Here is a 22,005-nt window from a genome sequence, read left to right as displayed (position 1 = left end):
CTCGGAACATCATAAATTGGCTATTTCCTGGAATTCGTTGTAGAATTTCGTTTGCTGATTCTCATCTTTATTTTATAAGACACTAAGCTCACATATTATTAGATTCTCTGCACCATTAGTCGCATCCGTATAAATCTCATCAACCAGAATTTTCACATATTGAACCGCAACGTTTTGATCAAATTCAATACTTATTTCCTTCGCCGCAGCAATTGATTCTACCGTATAGTTGCTTTGTTCGGCCCAGGTAGTAGCATCGGCACTGGTTTGCACAATAATATGTTTAGGTCTGAATTGTGCATTATTCTCTCTACGGGAATACAAATAGACCCCTTTGATATCAGTTATTGATCCCATATTTATTATAATTTCATGCGCCCCATTGTTAGCAATATTATATGGCCACTTTGAATGCCAGAATGTAGAATAATCTCCATCTAACATATTAGGTGACTTATCTTCTTCGCTAGTCTGAGAATTAGCTTGAGCCGTCCACGCCGATCGATCAAGTAAATTAAAGACAGGGGGCCAGCTGTATAATATATCATCGTTTGGAACCATGGTAGAGGTATTAGTGGTATAACTGCGCGTTGATATAACCTTTTTTATTCCATTTTCGCATACGATGTTTAAACTTATTTCTGCTTCATCCTTATTGCCACTCTGATAGCCATTAAATAAGTCTTCGTATGGCACCTCAAATTGTACTGTATATGTACCTTCCCCCAAAATCGTAGGAATTTCGGCATAAGTAATTTCGTCATAGTTATCATTTGGATGACTGGCGCCTTCATTAACAAAGTCGAATCCCACATAGGTATTGGTAACCTGAATATTTGATTCAAATTCAGCATCTATTGTAATGCTTCCATTAGCTGCATCCTTATTGATAATTATTTTATTCAACTTCGTACTAGGCTGTTGCCCGTAATAATTGATGCCATTATCTGTTCTATTGAAAAGTGGATTTACATTTAATATGGCACAGCTACTTTTTGTAAGAAATACTTTTTCCGGATTTTTACTGAACGTACTATTTCCATAACCCATTAAACTGACATTGGGCATTTCTGAGACTTTATAAGAATTATGTGGAAGGTTTAAACCATGCCCTAACTCGTGATAAACACCCCCTGCTTTTTTTCTTAATTCCAGGTCTCCCAGGTATAATCCGATTGGTTCTGTAATATAATTCGAACTGGCTGCATGTGCCCATTTACCCAATCCTGCAAAACCAACTCCTCCAGTACCTAAAACAAGGGTGTGCTCACTTTTTTCGGCACCCGGATTTTCACTAAAGTATTGTTTTACATCGCTGTTAACTTCCCCGGTTGAGCCCCCATTGTTATCATAGCCCTGAACCACATGAATCTTAACGGCTCCAAATTGGTTTTTTTCCAAGCCAAAGGTTTTGTAACCGTAACCTTGTAATTTCATTTGTTCACCAAACCAGGCCTGACAAAAATTCATCATTACTGATATATCTTCCAGCATGGCGTTTGTTACCTTTTCGCCAACCGGCTTGAAAAGCACGACGTTTAGGGCGGCCTGACCTTCTGGATAGATATTCCAAACAGGATCTTCTTTTACTGGTATATTTTCCTCGAATAGAGGTTCATTTTCATCAGGTGAACAAGAGTTGAGAATAATGGTTAGCAGAAAGACTGAAAGAGTTATAAATTGAGTTAGCCTACTTTTTTGACGTTGGTATTGGTTATATTTAATCATAATAGTGTTAGTGTAATTTAAGGAATCGTAACTATAATAAAATACAAGTGCGTTATATCATAATAAATACGATATGAACACACTATGTATTTTTCTTACAATTTATATACCTGTACCCTCGAGGTCTACAAAACGTATATTTCTAGATTTAAACATCGTTCGATTCTGTTGATTCCATTTATAAATTCCTTTGTTCAAAAGGCTACATTAATTAACGATTGCACTTTGCATAACAGCTTCCAATTCAGCTTGAGAAAGGGCAACGTCATACACTCTTACATCATCAATCTGACAATCAGTTATTCCTGATGGATTAGTTCCAGCGTATTTAGCTCCAACTAAGGCATATTTGGTATCTGTAATGAGGTTGTATTGTGTATTTAAAGCTTGTCCATTTGCGGCCTTCGCAGCCTCACTAATAAGAGAGTTTCCATCCCCTCTATACAAAGTAGAGCCAGCCATTGTACCCGCACCATCAGTGTGTGTTACAGCTACAAATACCCATTCACCTGGGGTAACAGCCAATGCTCCAGAGGCCTCATAACCATCACCTGCAATCTCGACTCTTGGCGAACCACTAGTTTTACCAACAGCAAACGAATACCTTTGGCCTTTAATGCCATGGTCTTGTCCGAAGTTGAAAAGGTATTGATTTATAGTTGGCTTTGCATTTATCTTTACCCACATTGTAATAGTACGTGCATCTTGCCCACTGATTTCATTATATTCGCTCCACAACACATTATTTGGTGAGGATATAACTTTGTAGCCTTTATCTGCTTTCCCATCAACATAAGTTGCTACACCACCTGTAAGTACATTTAGATCACCGATAGCATTAGCAGTACCAGAATTAGTAAGTACATCATTAAATGTGTAATGCAAAACAGGCTGTGCAATCGAAGCATCTTTAATTGGGCTTGCTGACACATTAACTGTTTGCGATGATTTATCACCGTTTAAATAAACTGTTGATAGCTTGAAAGTATACTCAGTTGAAGAATCCAAACCTTCGTACAATTTACCGGTTTCAGTTGGCGTAATCATATCCGTTCCTATACTACTTACACATTCGATATAATCAACACCTTCGGTTGTTGATAGTGTATATTGAATTTCTATGCTACCCGGACCAGGAACTGCTGTTAAATTTTGAACTTCATTTTCGATAAATCTTTCAGGGGTCGCCCTTACCTTAATGGCTTTTGACTTATCACCATTATCATAAACGGTTGACAGGTAAAAGGTATACTCAGTTAAAGCATCCAAACCTTCATACAGTTTACCTGATGCAGTTGGTTCAATATTATGATTTCCTATACTACTTACACATTCGATATAATCAACATCATCGGTTGCAGATAGGGTATATTGAATACCAATACTATTTGGGCCCGGAACTGCTACTTCATTTTCTATAACATTAACACCTGGTGTACCCACTATTTCTTCAGGTAACACATTTTCACTACAGGAGGTATAAACTACTATTCCAACAAATAATAGTAATAATAAATTTAAACTCGTTTTTTTCATGTGACTATTATTTAGTTTTCAATTGCCACTTGTAACGCGCTAAGGTCTTCAATATCCAAATTAGAATATGTTTCCTCATAGCTTGTTTCATGTGACTATTATTTTTATTTCACAAGCGATTACTACTACCACTTTTTATATCGTTTTTGTAAGAGTAGTAATCAGTTTTCAACACGGAGTTTAAACATGTTTAAACTCCGTGTTGATTAACACTAACTAATACAACAGACTACCATCCTGGATTTTGAGGTAGCTCAACACCACTATAAACTTCTGAACGCGGAATTGGGTACAAATTCATGTGTTCTTCAAACACGCGTTCTTCAACTTTTTTAACCTCGTAAGAGAACTCTTCATCCCAAAGCAAGTTTCCATCCTCATCCACATCCTGAACACCATCATTATCTTCATCACGAGGTATCAGTTGACGTTCAATATCAACACCATGCACTGGTGAATTTAAAAACTCCACACCGACGTTCCAACGTCTTACATCCCAATGACGATGATCTTCAAAGGCCAACTCTACACGTCGCTCATTTCTAAGCTTCGTTCTGAACTCATCAGCATTAGCAGCTACCACAGCAGGCATGTTAACGCGCGAACGCACCATGTTAACTGCTTCACGGGCTGTCATACCATATCCACTTGGATCAACATCCGGATCATTGTGCAACTCGTTCATGGCCTCGGCATAGTTAAGTAGCACTTCGGCATAGCGGAATAAGAACCAATAGTGCTGCTTCATATTACCTTGAACAAAGTCAAGGTTGGTATGAATATATTTTTTCAAATAATAACCAGTTCGTGTTCCTATTGTAAATTCCTGTACTGGTCCATCTAATCCTCCATTAAAAGTCTCCACTTTACGAGCCATCTCAACATTTCCAACATCCATTTGAGCACCATTATGCAGTATGGTAGCGTAAAAACGAGGATCACGATTCTCATACGGCGCAGCAGCATGTGTTGAGTTATCCCAATCAAACGGGGTACCATCGGCCATCTCAAAGGCATCTACCAAGTCCTGTGTAGGGTTCGTATGCCCACTTCCTTGATTAAAACCAACCGGGTAATTGCTTTTCTCTAAGGAGTTGGATGCTGCAGCACGTTTATCAAAAATGACATCGTTGTTTTTAAAGTGAACTCCACTCCCAGGGGTAAATAAATCATTATAGTTAACACCAGATACACTATAGCCCATATTAAAAAGGCGAGCTGCATTAACTGCACAACTATCATAATAAGCATGGTACGCTCCAGTTGGATTATTCAATTCACTTGCAGCATACAAAAAGGCTCTGGTTTTTAGCGCCAGGGCAGCTCCTTTTGTCGCATGTCCCATATCTGAGTTTTTAAACTCAGATTTTACAGGCAAATATTTCATGGCTGAATCACATGTAAGGGCGATGTACTCCACCACTTCATTAAATGGTTTTCTTGTTGCGTCAGCAGGTAAATACTCATTAACCCACTTTTCAACTATTGGCACACCTCCATAACGCTTGATTAACTCAAAATAGAAATAAGCCTTTAAAAAACGAGCCTCACCTCTCCAGCGATACAAATACTCTAATTGGGTATTATAATTATCATTCCACTTATTTTTATATAAAGTAAGCGTATCGGCATTTTCAATAAACTTAGAGGCCAGACGTATCCCATCATAATTTTTTGACCATCCGCTATTTGGATGACTAAATTCGCTAAGCGCACCTGTGTTATACCTCTCTACATCGCTACTTAGGTTAGCATGCTCAGCGTCATCGGTTGATGCGGCTAAAAATGCTCCTCCAACATAAGCAAATGTGGAAGGCGTTTTGTCATAGATTGCTGCTAAATACTTTTCTACATTAGTATATTCGGTCCAAACCAATTCATCTGTCCAGACCTTATCTTCATCATAATCCAAATAATCGGAACATGAAAAGCTTGTAAAAGCCAACAGTGAGATGAGTAAAGCAGTAAATATATTTTTATTACTTTTCATTTTCTTAAACTTTAAAATTGTACGTTAAGGCCAATATTATAAGATTTTAAAAGAGGATGACCTCCCATCACTTCAGGATCAACATCACCTTCAATACTATGCAGCACAGCCAGGTTATGTCCTCTAACATAAACTTTAGCACCTGCAATCCTTATTTTCTGTAAGATTGACTTGTTGAACTTATAACCAATCTCTGCTGAGCGTAACCTAAAAAAGCTACCATCTTGTAAATACAAACTACTAGCCACGTAATTATTATAGTTATCACTTACGCTTAGACGTGGTAAACGAGCTGAATTTCCTCTATCCGGCGTCCAGTGGTTATTGGCCGCATATTCCGAAATATTACTATAACCACTACCTAATGGCCGATAAACAGAGTGATAATTCATCATTACATCGCGCTGTAGACCATCAAGTGATGCAGATACATAAACGCCCTTGATCTCAGCACCCAGATTTATACCATAATGTAGCTCTGGGATAGCATTACCCAATACAGTTCTGTCATGTTCATCAATGACACCACTACCGGCTATGTTTTTGTATTTTACATCTCCTGGCTGAACAGGGTGTAAGGTATTGACTGGGGATGCGGCTATATCAGCAGGATTTTGGTAAAAACCATCGGCCAGGTAACCATATATGGCACCTAATGATTCTCCAACCATAGATGTAGGATTATTACCCACTTCATAAGCCTTTGTAATTTCATTCGTGGCAAATCCTACATTACCTTCAACATACCAAGATATTCCATTAGTCATGTTATCGGAATAACCTAAGGCAGTTTCAAATCCTGTATTTTTGACCTCTCCATAATTGAACTGTGGCACAGCAATACCAACCATTTCAGTCACCTCAGGATTGATCGACTGAAGAATGTCTGTGGTGTTTTGTTTAAAGTAGTCGAACGACAGATTGACCTTGTTTAATAAAACCGCATCGAAACCAATGTTTAACTGGTAATTTTTCGACCATTGATAATCGGGATTCACGATAGATTTTTCACTTAAACCACCAATAGAAACACCGGCAGTTTTTCCAAATCGATAACTCCCATCACCACTGTAATTAGGCAGATAAGTAAAACGTGGAACTCCTTCACTGTTACCGGTAATACCGTAACTTGAACGTAATTTCAGATAATCAACTAGCTTATTGCTATTCAAGAAATCCTCGTTGCTTACAATCCATGAGGCTCCAAGTGCTGGGAAAAAGCCATATTGCTTCTCCGGGTTATAAGCATTTGATCCGTTATATGAGCCAACCAAATCTAAGAAGTACTTATTCTGGTAGCCGTAATTAGCGCGTAACGACCAACCATTATATTTGTAAGCCTCTGCCTGATTCTGATACACCTGTTTATTCTGGTCGTACAAAAACAAGGCATTAATGGCATGATTACCAAATGTTCGGTCGTAGGCTAGATAAGCTCTGAATGTCTCGGTACGATCCTGTACAGTTGAACGCCCATTATATGTAATTGTCGTCTCCGTACCATAAGGCACATAGTTTAACTCTGTAGTTCCGTCAGGTAAGGTATTCAATACACGGTCGTACACCCTATAAGAGGCATTGAAGCGTTCAGTACCGGTAAATGCATTATTAAATGCCACTTCGGCACTGGCACTTAATCCCTTTGCAATAAAATCCATTGCATAATTCAATCGCATATTGAAATTAATATATCTCGAGTGTGCGTCTGTATATCCCTTTCCAACCATCTCTCCCATTGGATTAGCGCGATACTGGCTTGACCCGCCATAAGTGCCATTTTCGTTATACATGACATAACGATTGGCTGGCGAATTTTGAATATTATACATCAAACCAGCCGTTCCACTTTGTGGATCATTTCTACTTTCTAATCGACCACCTATACCAATGTTTAAATCAAAATTGTTCGTTAGTGCAATATCTGCGTTGGTACGAAAATTAATGCGATTAAACTTGTTGGCAGAACTATACTGAGGGTTTTCATCGGTATGCTTAAACAATCCATTGGCATACATATATGCAATCATCGAATAGTATTGAACGCGTTCAGAACCACCTCTAAACTCAACACTGGTATTCATATAGTCAGTTGCACTCTTCAGCATCTCCTCTTGCCAGTCTACGTTGGGATAGTTATACGGATCATTATCCAACTGGTAACCATCGAGTTCACTTTGTGAATAACGAGGCGCTAAACCATCATTGGCATGGGCCTGATTGGCTAATGATGAGTAGGTATAAGCATCCACATAGTCTGGCAGGTTTGTTGGCATCAAAGTTCCAAAATCCGCATTGACCTTCATCGATGTTTGACCAACATATCCTTTTTTAGTTGTTACCAGTATCACCCCATTTGAAGCACGCATACCATACATGGCTGTAGCAACAGCATCTTTAAGCACAGTAATGGTTTCAATTTCAAAGTTACTTAAGTGGGCAAAGCTACTTTCAAAACCATCTACCAATACCAATGGTGTATTGGTTCCAAAGGTATTGTTACCACGAATTCTAAAAGAGAGACCATTACTTCCGGGCTCACCATTATTCATTGTAGTGGTAAGACCAGCCAACTGACCAATTGTTACATGGTGTGTATTGGTATAACTGGTTGATTCAATTTTGTCGGCCGTTAAAATATCCATTGCCGATGAACTTGTTGAACGATTAACCTTGCCATAGGCACCATCTACGCTCTTTACAAATGGATTTTCGTGCAGGAAGTAAACCGCATTCTCACCTTTTACTTCCAACTCACTAACTTTAATGCCGTTTAACAATACATCCAACACGTCGTTGGCAGATGCATTAATGGTAAAATTGCCCCGTTTACCAGTCTTAATTTCCTGCCCGGTTGCGTTATTTCTAATAACATAACCGATCAATTCCTTATTTTTACTATTCTTAATTAAACCGGATACCTCTTGAGCAAAACTCATCGTTCCGGATGCAATTAGTAATAGTATCAGGACATAAATCTTTATAAATTTATATATCTTCATAATCAATTGCCTTTTTTAATTGTAACCAGGATTTTGAACAAGCCCTTTTCCCTTATTTATCTCATACCTTGGGAAAGGCATTAAATACAACTTGTCATTCCAAATGCGTTGCAGGTTAGCATTACATTCCTTAATCATATAATCACCAAACTCATAAGGAACACCATTCTCATCAGTAAGCCCAGCAGCCACGTCGTCCTCATTAATACGATGCACACCATATTTTGTAGCACCAATGGTTTCAGCAGCAATCTTCCAACGTTTCACATCAAACAATCGTTGATCTTCGAAGATCAGCTCAATGGCACGTTCATTACGAATAAGCTCACGCATTTCGCTTTGTGATGAAGCATTTACATTAGGCATCCCTGCTCTATTGCGCAACTTGTTTAAGTTAGTAGTTATGTCATTATTACCTGGTGATGCCTCATTTAAAGCTTCTGCATAGTTTAAATATAGCTCTGGTAAGCGCATATATAGATATGGTGCATCGTAACGTAATGCCTCATTGGTATATTGATCTTCATGCAAAAATTTTCGCATGTAGAAACCTGAAATCCAACCATTTTTAAGATCATTATTCTTTACAGGATTTGCAACAGGGCTATTCATGCTCGTGTAAATATTAGCATTAATGGTAACACCACCAAAATCAGCCTTATCATGAACAATGGATGCGTGAAAACGCGGATCAAGCTTCTCCCATGGGTTATCAGCTCTTAAATCTACTTCACTCCCATCAACTGTTTGATATAAAGAAACCATATTATAGGTAGGACTAGTCAAACCTGCACCATTATTATTAGCTCCGGCCCTCGGAGGCAGATGACGACCAAACAATTGGTTATTCTCTTTTGAACCATTCGAGCTTGCTATCCTGCGCGAGAATAATATTAACTCCGTATTACCAATGATGTCACGCGTAGCCAGGGTATAATCTGCCACCGGATTACCAGTGTTTACTAAGGCGAAACCAGCACTCTCACAGTAGTCAATAGCCTCCTTGGTTACATCCGCTGCTTTTTGCCATAGTGTTGCATCGTAACCGCCAAGCCAAATGGCGTCATTGGCATCATCGTTATCCATGTAAGGGGCATTACTATTAAATAAGGGGCTGGCTGCCAACAACCATAACCTTGAACGTAAAAAATATGCACTTGCCCTTGTTACACGTCCCTGGTTGGCATCGTTATAGCTTTCGGGTAAATAAGGAAGTGCTTCCATGATCATATTGTCAACCCTTTGAATGATTTCACTCAACGGAGGACGTTTTTCACTAATCATTTCATTTGGTAATAACACATGATCGACCCATGGCACACTACCATAACGTTTAATTAATTCATAATAACCAATGGCGTTCAAGAGCTTAGCTTGTGCTTTTGTCTCATCAATAAAAGCACTGGTAGCACCACGGGTAACGTCCACTCCCTCTATGTAAGTAAATGCACGATAAAAATAAATGTAAGGCACTTCAAAAAGATGTTCAATCATACCTCGTTCAGTAGCAGCAGCGTACCTACCCACATTATCAGGTGACAATTGACAATCGCCGTAATAGAAAATTTTTGCTCCGGTCCATACAGATCCTGTTACCGCTTCATCGGTTATAGAAGCAGTTATATTCTGGTGTATTCTGCTCGAATTACTTGTTGTTGATGAAGTCCACCAACCCGTGGGCCATAAATAAGGTACTTGACTATAAGCCGAATTCAAAAGTTTTTCGGCATTAAGCATGCTGTTAAACACCGTGTCCTGGGTGATGTTTTGTTCTATTGGTTCACCAAAAAAATCGTCGCAGGCATTGTTGCTTATAAATACCAGTAGGGCAACAGCTACTATTTGTATATATCTTATTGTTTTTTTCATTCCTTTATTGTTTAAAACGAAACATTAACTCCCATGGTATAGACCTTGTTAGGGCCGACTAACGCACTAGAACCCGACTTCGTTTCCGGGTCAACAAAATCAAGATCTGTCCATGTCATTAAATTGGTACCACTTAAATACATGCGCACTGATGATATGCCAAAATCTTTCAACTTTTTCCCTTTCAAGCGATAGGCTAGTTCCATATTTTTCAACCGTATATAAGAGGCGTCACGAAACCAGAAATCGGAATTTTTGTAGTTGTGATTGTGCTTACCAGAAGATGTCAATCGAGGAAATTCTATTTTTTCACCGGCAGCTGCCCTTTCTGATGTCCAACGATTAAGCAAAATTTCGGACCCATTACCAACTCCGGATATAAATGGTTCGCGTACAAAACCACTAATATTATAGGTTACATCATCAACTCCCTGAAAAAATACATTTAAAGACCAGCCTTTATAGGCTAAATTGGTACCGAAGCCATAGGAGGTAGCAGGAATTGATAAATTTTCAAACACCTTCATATCCGAATCATTGGTTACCCCATCACCGTTTAAATCAACATACTTAAGGTCTCCCGCTTGCAAACTTTCGCCCACATAGCCAGACGAAACAACCTGCTCATCACCTACCCAATTATTTGCAGCCAGATAATCGATGTCATCCTGTGAGTAAAAGCCATCAAAAACCATTCCATCAATAGCACTTGGATGTCTACCTGTTCTCTCTTGCCAGGCATAATCTTGGGGTATTTCGTCCTTAAAAACCCATTCCTTATCAACAGTACTAAAGTTTCCGAACACCCTTACATCAACAGCACCAATTTTTGTTTTGTAGTTGGCTTGTAATTCATATCCCCAAATACGCTGCTCTCCAATATTAGCAGGAGGGTTATTAGGAGCTCCTATGATACCAGCGATATTATTCGGTGTTATTAATATATCCTTTTTTTCAGTTTCAAATACATCGGCCTGCAACTTTAATTTACCATCGAACCAACGTGTTTCTAAAGCTAGGTTTTTCTGATAACTGGTACTCCATGACACATTAGGATTACCAACCTTGGTTTGTAGAGCTTGGCCCTGACCATCTGGCAACACACCAAATAAATAGCCGCCGCCATACGTAATATTATAAGCATCGTAGTAAGCAAAACGATTTGGAACTTTGTCATTACCTGTAGTACCATACGAACCACGTAGTTTTACAAAACTTAGGATATCATTTTTCGGAAAAAACGCTTCATTACTCAACACCCATCCACCCGAAATAGCAGGAAAAAAGCCGAATCGTGTTTCTCCTGGTGCAAAGTTTTCAGAGCCATTGTAGCCGCCGTTAAATTCTAAAAAGTATTTATCCGCAAAATTATACGAAACGCGACCGGCTGCTTCTACATATCGACGTGGCACATAAGTAGGATTATTTCCACCGCCACTCAGAAAAGCAACTTCATTGGTAGTAAACACACCAACACCTCCAATATTATGACGGCCAAACGAACGTTTATAATTCATCTTTAACCGAACATTAATGGTTTTAGTTTTCGTTGAAGTACTACGGCTTTCACCAAGTTTAGTTTCAGAACCAAAACGTCTTAAATTGATGTTTTCAGGATTATTAGCATCGACAAAAGCCTCATAAACAGGAATGTTTTTGCTAGCTACAAAATCATTACCATAGCCATGATCATAAGAAAATGTGCCATCAAAACTCAAACCTTTCGTGATAAAGTTCAGATTTTGTTTTAGTTTAGCCGAAAACTGCAGTTTATTGCTATAATTATCCCGATAGCCATTGTCATACAATTGTTGAAATGGCGTATCATTCACCACATTATCGTTCACACGAATGATTTTGTCATTCCATATAACAGCAGCGTCAGATGGCGTTTTAAACATTGTGGTAGTTAAACCACCCAAGCTTGTATTGGGCATATGGCGATTACTAAATTGCCCCGCTACATTTACACTTAACACCGTGGTGCTTGTTAAATCAATATCAAGATTAGTACGCAAGTTATAGCGTTTGTATTTTGATTCATCGTCGTAACCCACATCGTAATCTTTGTAAATATCACGCTCCTGTATATAACCAACAGATGTAAAATACCTCAGCTTCTGATGACCTCCGGACATATTAACGGTATAACGCTGTCGATGGCCAAATTCATTAGTCATCTCATCAAACCAGCTATTGTTAGGATGAAATAGTGGGTCTTCACCAGTACGAAATAACTCTATGTCTTCAGCTGTATAAACAGGCTGATTACCATCATTAGCAAGTGCTTCGTTCATCAATCGGGCATAGTCATATGAGTTTAAAGTATTTAGTATCTGACCTTGCTGAATCAAGCCAAACTCCGTTTTAACAGAAATTTTTGCAGGTCCATCTTTTCCTCGCTTGGTTGTAATAATTATAACACCATCTCCACCACGGATACCGTATACAGCTGTTGCAGAAGCATCTTTTAGAGTGGTAACGCTCTCTATTTCATCTGGGTCTAAATCCTGAAAGCCACGTTCAACACCATCAACCAGGATTAATGGATTTTCTTCTCCTCCACGAATTCGAATTTCGGAAGCACCACTACCTGCAACTCCATTCGACTGCACCACCACCGTTCCAGGAAGTCGCCCTGTTAATGCGGTTGCTACCGACGAGGATGAGGCAGCAGCCAAATCTTCTGTTTTAATCGTGTTAACGGCACCTGTAACGCTAATACGTTTTTGAGTGCCATAACCTACCACAACTACTTCATCAACCTCGTTTAAATCAGACACCATTACAACATCCAACCTAGCTTGTTCGGCAAGTGACATCCTCTGAGTTTTCATTCCTATAAATGAAAAAACAATAACCGGATTATTAATAGCCGGAATTTTCAGTGAATAATTACCATCTATATCGGTAATGGTTCCAAGAGTAGTACCATCAATCATCACTGTAACTCCAGGAATAGTTAATCCTTCAGTATCAGTAATATTTCCCGTCAATAATTTCTCTTGCGAGAAGGCATTAATATTGACAATCATTACCATCGCAATAATCATAAGTCTAGAGAAGCAACTTCCTCTGGCCTTTTTTGTTTTTTTCATAACTTAAATTTAAATGAACTATATATAATCAATCTAAACTGACTGACTCATCGGCATTCTACTTATATTTCAACTTTTAATTACTTAAAGAAAAAATTAATGCTATTAACATCCCTATTAACACTACATACAAAAAACCAATCAGAAATTTCAATTGAATTGCTCTAACTCTGATACGTTATTTATGTTATAAAATGTCAATTAATGTTAGGTTTGGCAGTAGTCTATTAACAATAGAATACATTTTAATTCAAGCATCAATATGTTTTCGTCTGTATAAAGTTGGAGATTCTCCGATTTTTTTCTTGAAAACTCTAGTGAAATAAGCTGCATCACAAAATCCTACTTCATTTGCTATTTCCCATATTTTCATATCATTATACTTTAATAAATGAGTGGCGTGTTGAAGTCTGACATTACGTATAAATTCCTTTGGAGATTGTCCAACAATTCTAGAAAATTTATTGTATAACACCGTTTTACTTGTATTCATATCCCTTACAAACATTTCTGCAGTATATTCCGAATCTGAAATTCTTGATTCAATTATGCTCCTTGCCGTATTAATAAATTCATCATCACTCTGCTCTATTACATGCTCAACTTTATATTGTTTAAAACAATGATCATTTTTGGGTTTTATTTTGAACAAGTGCCCCCTATTCATGTTCAAACTTTCCATCTCAACATTTCTAATTTTAAGCATATTATTCCCTTTTGATTTACAGATACACTTTAATAATTCCGGATACTCAACCTAACTACCAAGTGCAAAGTGAGAAACATAAATATAAATCACATCTTAATTCTTTCATTTTATGCACTCATAATTTCAACGCGCTGTCCACCTGCAATTTAAACACCACATAATCGACAATACCTTTAAGGGCAATTCGAAGAACTCATATAGACATTCGACGCACTCGTTAGTTCGTTAAATCGTAATGCAAATTAGCTAACACCTCATGTTCTCAACATCCTTCAAGTATGCATAGATTAGACAGTGCAAAACTGCTTCTTCTGCGTTGCTAGTGCAATAGAAAGTCGAAGCATCTCAAAGATATCTGCACCTCGCGTAAAACGAAATCCACCTGAAACTCCTTGTTTGACTTTAATATTTCGGATCGCTCGCTCAGAGCCTTTGTTATCAAAAGGCACATCCGGGTGGTATAAGAAAGTAAGAATAGCATCACGCCATTTTCTCAAGCGCTTTTGAAATGCAGGTAACTTTGGTACGTTTTCTTGTAGTGGGTGTTTTACAAGTTCATCAAGTCCATATTATATCAGTCAATGCACTTGCATAGATTCATTATATTGCTGGGAATTCAATGTCTTTTTTAATCCGATGGCTTTCTCGAATAGAGACTTTAGCACACACGCCCATTGATTATCAGCACTAAACGTACCAAACACAACTAATGTAAAATTGCAGGTGTTTTTAGTTGTGCACTTAACGAATCACTTATGAGTTCAGCACCGGAAAATCAATTCGGAAATTCATTTTCGATGGTCACATTGGCACAGCTCAGCTTAATTGTAATGTATGTTTACGTATCTGTTTGCCATGGCCACTTCCATTAATTGTCGCCACAGACTTTAACGCCTGACCCATCACTACCAACAACTGTTGCTCTTGCCACATTCTGTTTGATGCCATATAAATAGTACCAGAAAGAAAACTCCGAATTTTTGAATCTAATTTTACTTTTCTATTGTAAAATTCAGTAGTATGTTATCTCTCTCGCGAATATTAATCCAATACTGTCGTGAAGAAGGCACAATCTATTGGCCTCTGAATATTTGTGATTTTTTTATATATGTACCCCATTAAAACTATTGGTTTTTCATGTAATTAGACTCTAAATAGCGTTTTACTGAATTGCTCTACGCTGCTAAAGTTTGCATCTGTATTGGGTCTTCTTTCAGCTTATATTTTAATAGTTACTTCCCAATCTTCTGAAGATTATAAGCTACAATACCAATTCCTATATATCTCCTTACTTCCGCGAGCAAATGGCCCAAGAATAATGTAACAATTTGAAAAACAAGACCTGCAAAGCTTGCAGGTCTTGAAAATTTTAACCCATTTGGGTGTGTGAACAAAATTTTCAATTCAAAAGTAACCCCATTTGGGGGTATCCACCTTATTCATGAGCAACTTTTCGCTAAGGAGATATTGATTTTATTGACAATCAACTAGGTAAAAGGGCAAAGGCGATAGATTACAATTATTCAGATATTTTACTGAGTCGGATCTATACCGCATTCTGTGTGTGTGTGTGGGGGGGGGTAATACCACCGAAGATGTAAACTATGTGCGAGACAGCACATTAAATCACCTCAAGGGAATAGGAATTCCGTCAGCTGATACAATCTTGCGTGGCGATGTTGAACTACCTGTGCCTTGTGATTACTTAGAAATAGCATCGGGGTAAACAAACAAAATTAATGTCAACACGAAGATTAATAAGTTTCTGGTTTACAGCGCGATAATGCTTAAGCAATTAAGCCCCAGTGCTAGAGGTTTGATAGATGATTTTGACCACCAGTTCTTCGCAGCCGATAAATACGATGCAGAATATAGTTACAAAAAACAAAAGAGGATATTTTCCTGAGATAGTGGATAAAACGTTTCGTTTTATGCCAGTAACCTCGGAGTCTTTACGTCAGTGATTTCGGTTCAAACAGTGCCAATTTTAGCCGAATATTTCATTCGGGGCACGTTTCGTTTTGTGCCATTTATTTCGGTTCAATTTGTGCCACTTTGAAAGATCAAGTAAAATCTGCTATCTCGCATAAAAAAGCGATATGGCCAATAAACTTGATCCAATGGATTTAAAACAGATAATTACTTTGCACCTTGATGGTGTAAGTAATCGCAAGATTGAAAAGACGATAGGTATTTCCCGCAATACCATCAATACGTATATAAAGTTGTTCAAGTCATGTGAATACTCATTGAAGGAGTTAGTTTCATTTGACAACTTAAAGCTTAGGGAGCTCTTCCCCGGTAACAGCACTATAAAAAATGAGCGTTACGATGAGCTAATGCTCCATTTTGAGAATGGTAAACGATGCACGCCATCATCCAGGCTTTACCTTCCAATTTCATTACAATGAATATCGGCGTGAGTCAAAAGAACCTTATGGTTACACTCAATACATGGAGCATTATAACCGTAAACACTCAAAGATAAAAGGCTCTATGAAGCTAGAGCATGAAGCAGGTTATGAGGTCTTTATCGATTATGCAGGCAAGAAGTTATACATTACCAATAAAGAGACTGGGGAACTAACACCAGTAGAAGTATTTGTTGCGATTTTACCAAACAGCCAATACACCTACGTTGAAGCTTCATATAGTCAAAAGCGGGAAGATATGATAACAAGCATGGGTAATACTCTGGCGTACTATGGTGGCGTTCCTAAGGCTATTGTATCAGACAATCTCAAATCGGCAGTAACTAGAGCCAGTAAATACGAACCTGACATTAATAGGTCATAAAGACTTTGCACGTCATTATAACTGCGTTATTAACCCTACCCGAAGTTATGCTCCACAAGACAAGGCATTAGTCGAAAATGCGGTTCAATTGGCTTATCAACGTATTTATTATCCCCTAAGGGAAATGACTTTCTTTTCACTGGATGAACTCAATCAGGAAATTAAGAAATGGCTTGTCGATTACAATAACCGCCTACTAACACGCAAAGGCGCAAGTAGAAAAGAACTCTTCCAATCAGTAGAGAGAAGTTACTTAAAGCCACTTCCATCATCGGGTTACGAACTTAAAGATTATCGTAGAGCCAAGGTTCAAAAAATGGGTTACGTGTATTTTTCGCCCGATAAAAACTATTACAGTGTGCCCCATCGATATATCGGAAAATCAACCCAAATTCATTATACAAGATCAACTGTGGAGGTCTTTTATAATCATGAACGAATAGCATCTCATCAGCGTAATCCTGCGATGGGTATTTACATTACCAATAAAGACCATCTGAGCAGTACACACAAGGCATATACAGAATGGAGTCCTGCCTATTTTGAGAAGAAAGCGGCTAAGCATGGTGTTCATGTAGTGGCTTGTATTCAAGGAGTAATCAGCAATAGCATCTATCCTGAGATTGCCTACAAAAGAGCGATGGGTATTATCCAACTTCATCGCACCTATGACTCTGAGCGACTCAATAATGCTTGTAAGAGAGCTGTTGAGGCAGGTGCTTTTTCTTACAAGCGCATACAGAATATCTTAAAAAACAATCTCGATAAAGAGGATGCCGTAGAGCAAGTGAAAGCATCTAATACACCTCATATTCCAGTACATGAAAACTTACATGGAGCTTCGGCTTACCAATAAAAACAATTTACAATGAACAACAATCAAACAATTGAAAAACTAAGGCAAATGCGCCTTGGTGCCATGGCTGATTTGCATCTTCAGCATATGAAAAACAATCAGTTAAAGAGTGTGACGCCTGATGAATACTTGGCACTACTTACCGATCAGGAGTGGGAGTATCGGCAAAATAGTAAGATCGCAAGGCTGATTGCACAAGCTAATTTTAAGCAAAAAGCAACGGTGGCAGATATTAATTATGGGCCATCCAGAAATCTCGATAAAAACATGTTTATGCGCCTTGCATCACTTGATTTTTTAACCAAAATGGAGAATGTAATTATATCAGGAGCTTCGGGCGTTGGAAAAAGTTATTTAGCTCAATCTTTGGGGCATCAAGCATGTTTAATGGGTTATAAGGTGATTTATGCCAATACGGCTCGATTGTTTACAAGACTCAAATTATCCAAAGTAGATGGCACATATTTAAAGGAGCTAAAGAAGCTATCTAAGGCTGATATACTTATCCTTGATGACTTTGGATTGCAGGCCTTTGATAATCATGCCAGAGAAGCTCTTATGGATATTATAGATGACCGATATAATCAAACATCAACTATTGTCTCATCACAAATACCTGTTTCGGTATGGTACGACATTATTGGAGAAGGTACCATTGCCGATGCCATTTTAGATCGATTGGTCAACTCATCACACCGTATAGATCTAAAAGGTGAATCTTTAAGAAAAGGATATTTAGTGAGTGAATAGTAAATTTTTTTCTATTATTGCAGCATCTTTTAAAGTGGCACGGTTACTCCGAAATCGCTGGCATGGTCACTCCGAAATAGCCAGATAGCAAGCATCTCGAATATTCCGGTTTATATTGAGGGACGAAATGGGAACTGTAATGTTAAAACAGCACAACTATCAACACATAAAAGAGCATTACAAATCTTGGTAGACAAGGGAGTAAAACCTCGTTATGCCCGAATGGATTGTGGCTCATATATAAAAGAAGTTACAGATCATTTCCACAAAGAAGATATTCTTTTTTCAATAAGAGCTTCAAATTCAAAAACCTTGTTGACACTGGCGGTCGATACCGAGAATTGGAAATCTTCCACCATCAATTTTCAGGATATGGAGATCAACAGTTTCAAATATCAATTTGGTGATTACCAACATCGTATTATTGCTTATCGCATGCCTAATAAAACCGGTCAAAGGTCGATTTTCACAGGCGATGCTAAAAAATATTTGTTCATTATTTCAAATGATTGGGAAGTAGTTCTTTTGAAAATTATAGCTCATCAAAATATGAGGTTTTTTAAGGTTTGACTAATTAAAAGCTTCCAGCGACTGGTGAATGACAGAGCCATTTTTGAGCTACGTCGTCGAAAAGTCTTGTTATTGCAATTTGGCTATTTCCTGCTTACATTGGTCTTACTTTAGCGACTTCACAAATTTTCAAGATACAAGAAAGAACCACGTATTTAATTTAATCTGAACTCCGTAGGAGTTTTTCCAAATTTCTCCCTAAAGCATTTATTAAAATACGCCCTGCTTATAAAACCAACTGCCTCTGAAATTTCATTAACTGGCATATCGCTTTCTCTCAACATCTCAGAAGCTTTCAACAGTCGGCATTCTCGGATATACTCTTTTGGAGATCGCCCTGTGCGTAACTTTAATTCATTATATAATTTAGTCTTACTCATTCCCATAAGTAAAGAAAATCCGTCAACCATAAAGTTCGGATCAGCGAATTTTTCTTCAACAATTTCATTGAGCTTAATAAGAAATGGATCCATTTGCTCTACTGAACCGTAAACCAGCTTTCTTTTTTTACTTCTTATCTTTAAAAATAAAAACAATAAAAATAGGAGGGATAGTATGGGTAACACAAAAACTTTATATTGAAACTGTTGTATTCTTTTAGGCTTTAATTCATTTTGCCAATATTCATTATCTTTTTTAAAAACATGCCTAATCTCCTCATCACTAAGCACTCTGTTCCAAATGATTAAATCATCCATTTCTCCAATAAAGAATTCACTCCAAATGTTAGTTCCAATTCTTAACTCTTTAGTTGCATCCTTATATTCCTCTATAGGTGAATCTCCTATTTTCTCCCCATTCAGATAAAAAGTAACACCTTTTCCTTCTTTAAATGTTATACCTACATGATGCCAACTATTCATTTTTAGCTGAACAGAATTTTCCTTCAAATCCACAATTGTAGGAATTGTTAGAACTAATCTCCCTTCAGCGGTCAAACTAAAAGATATAGCTTGCCTTAAAGATATTAATGCACCTTTTTTTTGACTTAATAGTTGTGGTTTTATCCACAAAGAAACACTAACAACATTGTCTATCGGAATCAAGCCAAAGTCAATAAAACTTTCTTTACCACTAAAGTATCCAACAGTACCGTGAATTGAATCAGGTTTAAAAATTACATTATTAATTTTTAAACCTGATCCTTTATAGGCCTGAAAAAACTTATCATCATCGTAAGGATAATATATTACTAACCCCTCAGTTAATGGTTGTTGTCTAGAACTTTCAGCATACAAATCTTTAATTACCTCTGTATCAAGCTTACCATCATAAACTGATATCTCACGCATATTACCATGAAATGCACTTTGATAGTTATCTTTTCCTATAATTAAAGAATTACCAAAATCATAGTCATTCACAAACTGAAATTCTCCTATATAATCTGAATTGCAATAGATTTTAACACTTTTATAATCAACTACAAAACACATAAAACTCCAAACGTTATTACTTAACAACACACCTGAAGTGTATATATTCCCAATACTTAATTCGGCAAAACGTATTTCACGATTCGTACTCGCAAAGAGCCAAAACACATCTGGAATACCCATTATTGCCATGTCGTTTTTATGAATATCTTCCGGTTTAATCCAAGCACAAAAGGTAAATGGTTTTGAAATAACAGATCCACAATTAAGTTTTATTCGTGAATCAATCCCATTAAAATAAAAATTGGTCAATTGTGAACGGTCTTTCTGAATTTGTATATTTTCTTCTGACTTTTCACACCGATGAAAAACATTGGTAATTTTATTATTTTCAATATTCACATTACCAATAACCACTTCGCAATAGAAGAAGAATAAGATATTTAATATATGGAGTAACTTATTTCCCATTTAAAATCACAATAGTTCGTTAAACGTTTTAAGCGACAATAGTGCCGTGATACAATAATTCTCGTTCCTTCCTTGTGTTTTTAGGCAAGTGTGGATTAACACCAATACTTATCAAAACAAATTCAACTGTAAGGCATTGTGGTTTATTGTTTTAACATCTGTTATTTAAAAAGATTTTCAAAGCTCTTTAGGCACGCTCAACCAATGGCTAATCTTGGCAAGATTAATTGCTGTCAACGAAGCGTTAAAGTGAAAATTCAATTTATTCTCGCCTCTGGCTTGACAATCATTCAAGCCTACATGCTGCTTTCCATCACCATAGAGAAATTCAATCTGGAAACGGCTTTGATAGTATTTCAAGATATCTGATGCATCCATATTAATATCGGTTGAAAATTCAATTTATGGTTCTGCTTACCGTTTTTATTGTCATAAAGAACATGAACAACCTTGATATTGCGCTTTAAGGATATAAAATATACAATAGCACTATGTATTACAGAGTGCTCATCCTTTGACATAAGCTTAAAGTGGTTCTTGTCGATATTTGTGTTATCAACTTTTCCATTATACTTTTGGGATCTGCCACGTTTTCCTGTAGGTTTGCCTTGATGTAGGTATCGTATATTGGCATCATCTCTAAGTCGACCTATTAGATGCATGTCGCTCTGTATTACCTGATCAACAAATAAACACTTGGCAAACCATGCCTCTGCCACCAGAGAAGGCGATATCCCAAGTAATTGTTCTTTGCGGTCTGAAATGACCTTTGCATACCAATCAGAAAGGGATTGCTCTTTATCGACCATGGTCTGAACAGCCTCTAAATGAAATGCGGTATGGTTATCAATGTCAATTGCTGCCAAACCACCAATTTCGAGACCCCACCTAGCACGGTTAGCACATCCTGACCAAAAATAACCAACACCAGGAGTGTGTTTACCTGCCTTATTGATATATGAAGGGTCAAAAGCTATTGCATACTGACCGCTGCCCTGAAACGGTGTCAATTCTTTATTGAATGTTAGGAAGTCAAATGATTTTTCGAATTGTTGTCGGTACCTTTGCTCTTTGATGCATAAAAACAGGATAAGAGTCTCTGTAACAAACTCTTTTCTCCAATGATTGATATTTAAAATCCTTGATAACACGCCCTCTATGTGTGTTTTATAAATATTATTCCCCTTGACAATCACTATTATTGAAGTCGTCAGAATCATTCGCTAATGATATTCATTGCCATGACTTTAGATAAGC

General features: G+C 37.5%; 15 protein-coding genes and 1 pseudogene. 5 read left to right on the top strand and 11 right to left on the bottom strand.

Annotated features, from left to right (window positions below; all coding sequences use genetic code 11):
- Positions 1-72 precede the first annotated feature (72 nt).
- The 8 genes and pseudogenes from JIV24_RS13140 to JIV24_RS13105 all read right to left on the bottom strand — a co-directional run.
- Positions 73-1,728, bottom strand: a complete 1,656-nt coding sequence (locus JIV24_RS13140) for a discoidin domain-containing protein (RefSeq protein ID WP_200465510.1) — start codon at positions 1,726-1,728, stop codon at positions 73-75.
- Positions 1,729-1,935: 207 nt separating this feature from the next.
- On the bottom strand, positions 1,936-3,264 hold the full coding sequence (locus tag JIV24_RS13135) for a LamG domain-containing protein (protein WP_200465509.1): 1,329 nt from the start codon (positions 3,262-3,264) through the stop codon (positions 1,936-1,938).
- 229 nt (positions 3,265-3,493) lie between these two features.
- The gene (locus JIV24_RS13130) at positions 3,494-5,254 is read right to left on the bottom strand and encodes a RagB/SusD family nutrient uptake outer membrane protein (RefSeq protein WP_200465508.1); all 1,761 of its coding nucleotides are present in this window, start codon (positions 5,252-5,254) and stop codon (positions 3,494-3,496) included.
- Positions 5,255-5,265: 11 nt separating this feature from the next.
- Positions 5,266-8,253 carry a SusC/RagA family TonB-linked outer membrane protein gene (locus JIV24_RS13125; protein WP_200465507.1) on the bottom strand — a complete coding sequence of 996 codons (2,988 nt, stop codon included), beginning with the start codon at positions 8,251-8,253 and terminating at the stop codon, positions 5,266-5,268.
- A 15-nt stretch (positions 8,254-8,268) separates the two neighbouring features.
- Positions 8,269-10,122: a RagB/SusD family nutrient uptake outer membrane protein gene (locus JIV24_RS13120; protein ID WP_200465506.1), complete on the bottom strand. Its 1,854-nt coding sequence runs from the start codon at positions 10,120-10,122 to the stop codon at positions 8,269-8,271.
- Between the two features lie 11 nt (positions 10,123-10,133).
- Positions 10,134-13,220 carry a SusC/RagA family TonB-linked outer membrane protein gene (locus tag JIV24_RS13115; protein ID WP_200465505.1) on the bottom strand — a complete coding sequence of 1,029 codons (3,087 nt, stop codon included), beginning with the start codon at positions 13,218-13,220 and terminating at the stop codon, positions 10,134-10,136.
- 250 nt (positions 13,221-13,470) lie between these two features.
- Positions 13,471-13,926, bottom strand: a complete 456-nt coding sequence (locus tag JIV24_RS13110) for a helix-turn-helix domain-containing protein (RefSeq protein WP_200465504.1) — start codon at positions 13,924-13,926, stop codon at positions 13,471-13,473.
- A gap of 290 nt (positions 13,927-14,216) precedes the next feature.
- Positions 14,217-14,438, bottom strand: a pseudogene (locus tag JIV24_RS13105) (IS66 family transposase); the annotation flags it as partial.
- A 1,590-nt stretch (positions 14,439-16,028) separates the two neighbouring features.
- Here JIV24_RS13105 and JIV24_RS13100 point away from each other — a divergent pair.
- The 5 genes from JIV24_RS13100 to JIV24_RS13080 all read left to right on the top strand — a co-directional run bounded on the left by JIV24_RS13100 (position 16,029) and on the right by JIV24_RS13080 (position 18,901).
- On the top strand, positions 16,029-16,340 hold the full coding sequence (locus JIV24_RS13100) for a helix-turn-helix domain-containing protein (RefSeq protein ID WP_200465502.1): 312 nt from the start codon (positions 16,029-16,031) through the stop codon (positions 16,338-16,340).
- On the top strand, positions 16,285-16,725 hold the full coding sequence (locus JIV24_RS13095; RefSeq protein WP_200465501.1) for a transposase: 441 nt from the start codon (positions 16,285-16,287) through the stop codon (positions 16,723-16,725). The genes JIV24_RS13100 and JIV24_RS13095 overlap by 56 nt, the downstream gene beginning before the upstream one ends.
- A 124-nt stretch (positions 16,726-16,849) precedes the next feature.
- Positions 16,850-17,581, top strand: coding sequence for a Mu transposase domain-containing protein (locus tag JIV24_RS13090; RefSeq protein ID WP_200465500.1), 732 nt, complete (start codon positions 16,850-16,852; stop codon positions 17,579-17,581).
- 12 nt (positions 17,582-17,593) lie between these two features.
- Entirely contained in the window at positions 17,594-18,331 is a 738-nt protein-coding gene (gene istB, locus JIV24_RS13085) for an IS21-like element helper ATPase IstB (protein ID WP_200465499.1), read from the top strand.
- A gap of 186 nt (positions 18,332-18,517) precedes the next feature.
- Positions 18,518-18,901: a hypothetical protein gene (locus JIV24_RS13080; RefSeq protein ID WP_200465498.1), complete on the top strand. Its 384-nt coding sequence runs from the start codon at positions 18,518-18,520 to the stop codon at positions 18,899-18,901.
- Positions 18,902-19,056: 155 nt separating this feature from the next.
- Here the strand turns inward: JIV24_RS13080 and JIV24_RS13075 are convergent, their stop codons facing one another.
- The 3 genes from JIV24_RS13075 to JIV24_RS13065 form a co-directional block, all read right to left on the bottom strand.
- The gene (locus JIV24_RS13075; protein ID WP_200465497.1) at positions 19,057-20,748 is read right to left on the bottom strand and encodes a LamG-like jellyroll fold domain-containing protein; all 1,692 of its coding nucleotides are present in this window, start codon (positions 20,746-20,748) and stop codon (positions 19,057-19,059) included.
- A 177-nt stretch (positions 20,749-20,925) separates the two neighbouring features.
- On the bottom strand, positions 20,926-21,126 hold the full coding sequence (locus JIV24_RS13070; RefSeq protein ID WP_200465496.1) for a transposase: 201 nt from the start codon (positions 21,124-21,126) through the stop codon (positions 20,926-20,928).
- On the bottom strand, positions 21,105-21,899 hold the full coding sequence (locus JIV24_RS13065; RefSeq protein WP_200465495.1) for a hypothetical protein: 795 nt from the start codon (positions 21,897-21,899) through the stop codon (positions 21,105-21,107). Before JIV24_RS13065 ends, JIV24_RS13070 begins: the two co-directional genes overlap by 22 nt.
- Between the last annotated feature and the right edge of the window lie 106 nt (positions 21,900-22,005).

Origin of the sequence: Carboxylicivirga marina (assembly GCF_016612505.1) — a bacterium.
Lineage (GTDB): Bacteria > Bacteroidota > Bacteroidia > Bacteroidales > Marinilabiliaceae > Carboxylicivirga > Carboxylicivirga marina.
This window is presented reverse-complemented; position numbering and strand designations above follow the sequence as displayed.

Excerpts from the sequence above, each read along its gene's own strand:
- JIV24_RS13140 (WP_200465510.1), bottom strand. The coding sequence starts at position 1,728 with ATGATTAAATATAACCAATACCAACGTCAAAAAAGTAGGCTAACTCAA.
- JIV24_RS13135 (WP_200465509.1), bottom strand. The coding sequence starts at position 3,264 with ATGAAAAAAACGAGTTTAAATTTATTATTACTATTATTTGTTGGAATA.
- JIV24_RS13130 (WP_200465508.1), bottom strand. The coding sequence starts at position 5,254 with ATGAAAAGTAATAAAAATATATTTACTGCTTTACTCATCTCACTGTTG.
- JIV24_RS13125 (WP_200465507.1), bottom strand. The coding sequence starts at position 8,253 with ATGAAGATATATAAATTTATAAAGATTTATGTCCTGATACTATTACTA.
- JIV24_RS13120 (WP_200465506.1), bottom strand. The coding sequence starts at position 10,122 with ATGAAAAAAACAATAAGATATATACAAATAGTAGCTGTTGCCCTACTG.
- JIV24_RS13115 (WP_200465505.1), bottom strand. The coding sequence starts at position 13,220 with ATGAAAAAAACAAAAAAGGCCAGAGGAAGTTGCTTCTCTAGACTTATG.
- JIV24_RS13110 (WP_200465504.1), bottom strand. The coding sequence starts at position 13,926 with ATGCTTAAAATTAGAAATGTTGAGATGGAAAGTTTGAACATGAATAGG.
- JIV24_RS13100 (WP_200465502.1), top strand. The coding sequence starts at position 16,029 with ATGGCCAATAAACTTGATCCAATGGATTTAAAACAGATAATTACTTTG.
- JIV24_RS13095 (WP_200465501.1), top strand. The coding sequence starts at position 16,285 with ATGGTAAACGATGCACGCCATCATCCAGGCTTTACCTTCCAATTTCAT.
- JIV24_RS13090 (WP_200465500.1), top strand. The coding sequence starts at position 16,850 with ATGACTTTCTTTTCACTGGATGAACTCAATCAGGAAATTAAGAAATGG.
- istB (WP_200465499.1), top strand. The coding sequence starts at position 17,594 with ATGAACAACAATCAAACAATTGAAAAACTAAGGCAAATGCGCCTTGGT.
- JIV24_RS13075 (WP_200465497.1), bottom strand. The coding sequence starts at position 20,748 with ATGGGAAATAAGTTACTCCATATATTAAATATCTTATTCTTCTTCTAT.
- JIV24_RS13070 (WP_200465496.1), bottom strand. The coding sequence starts at position 21,126 with ATGGATGCATCAGATATCTTGAAATACTATCAAAGCCGTTTCCAGATT.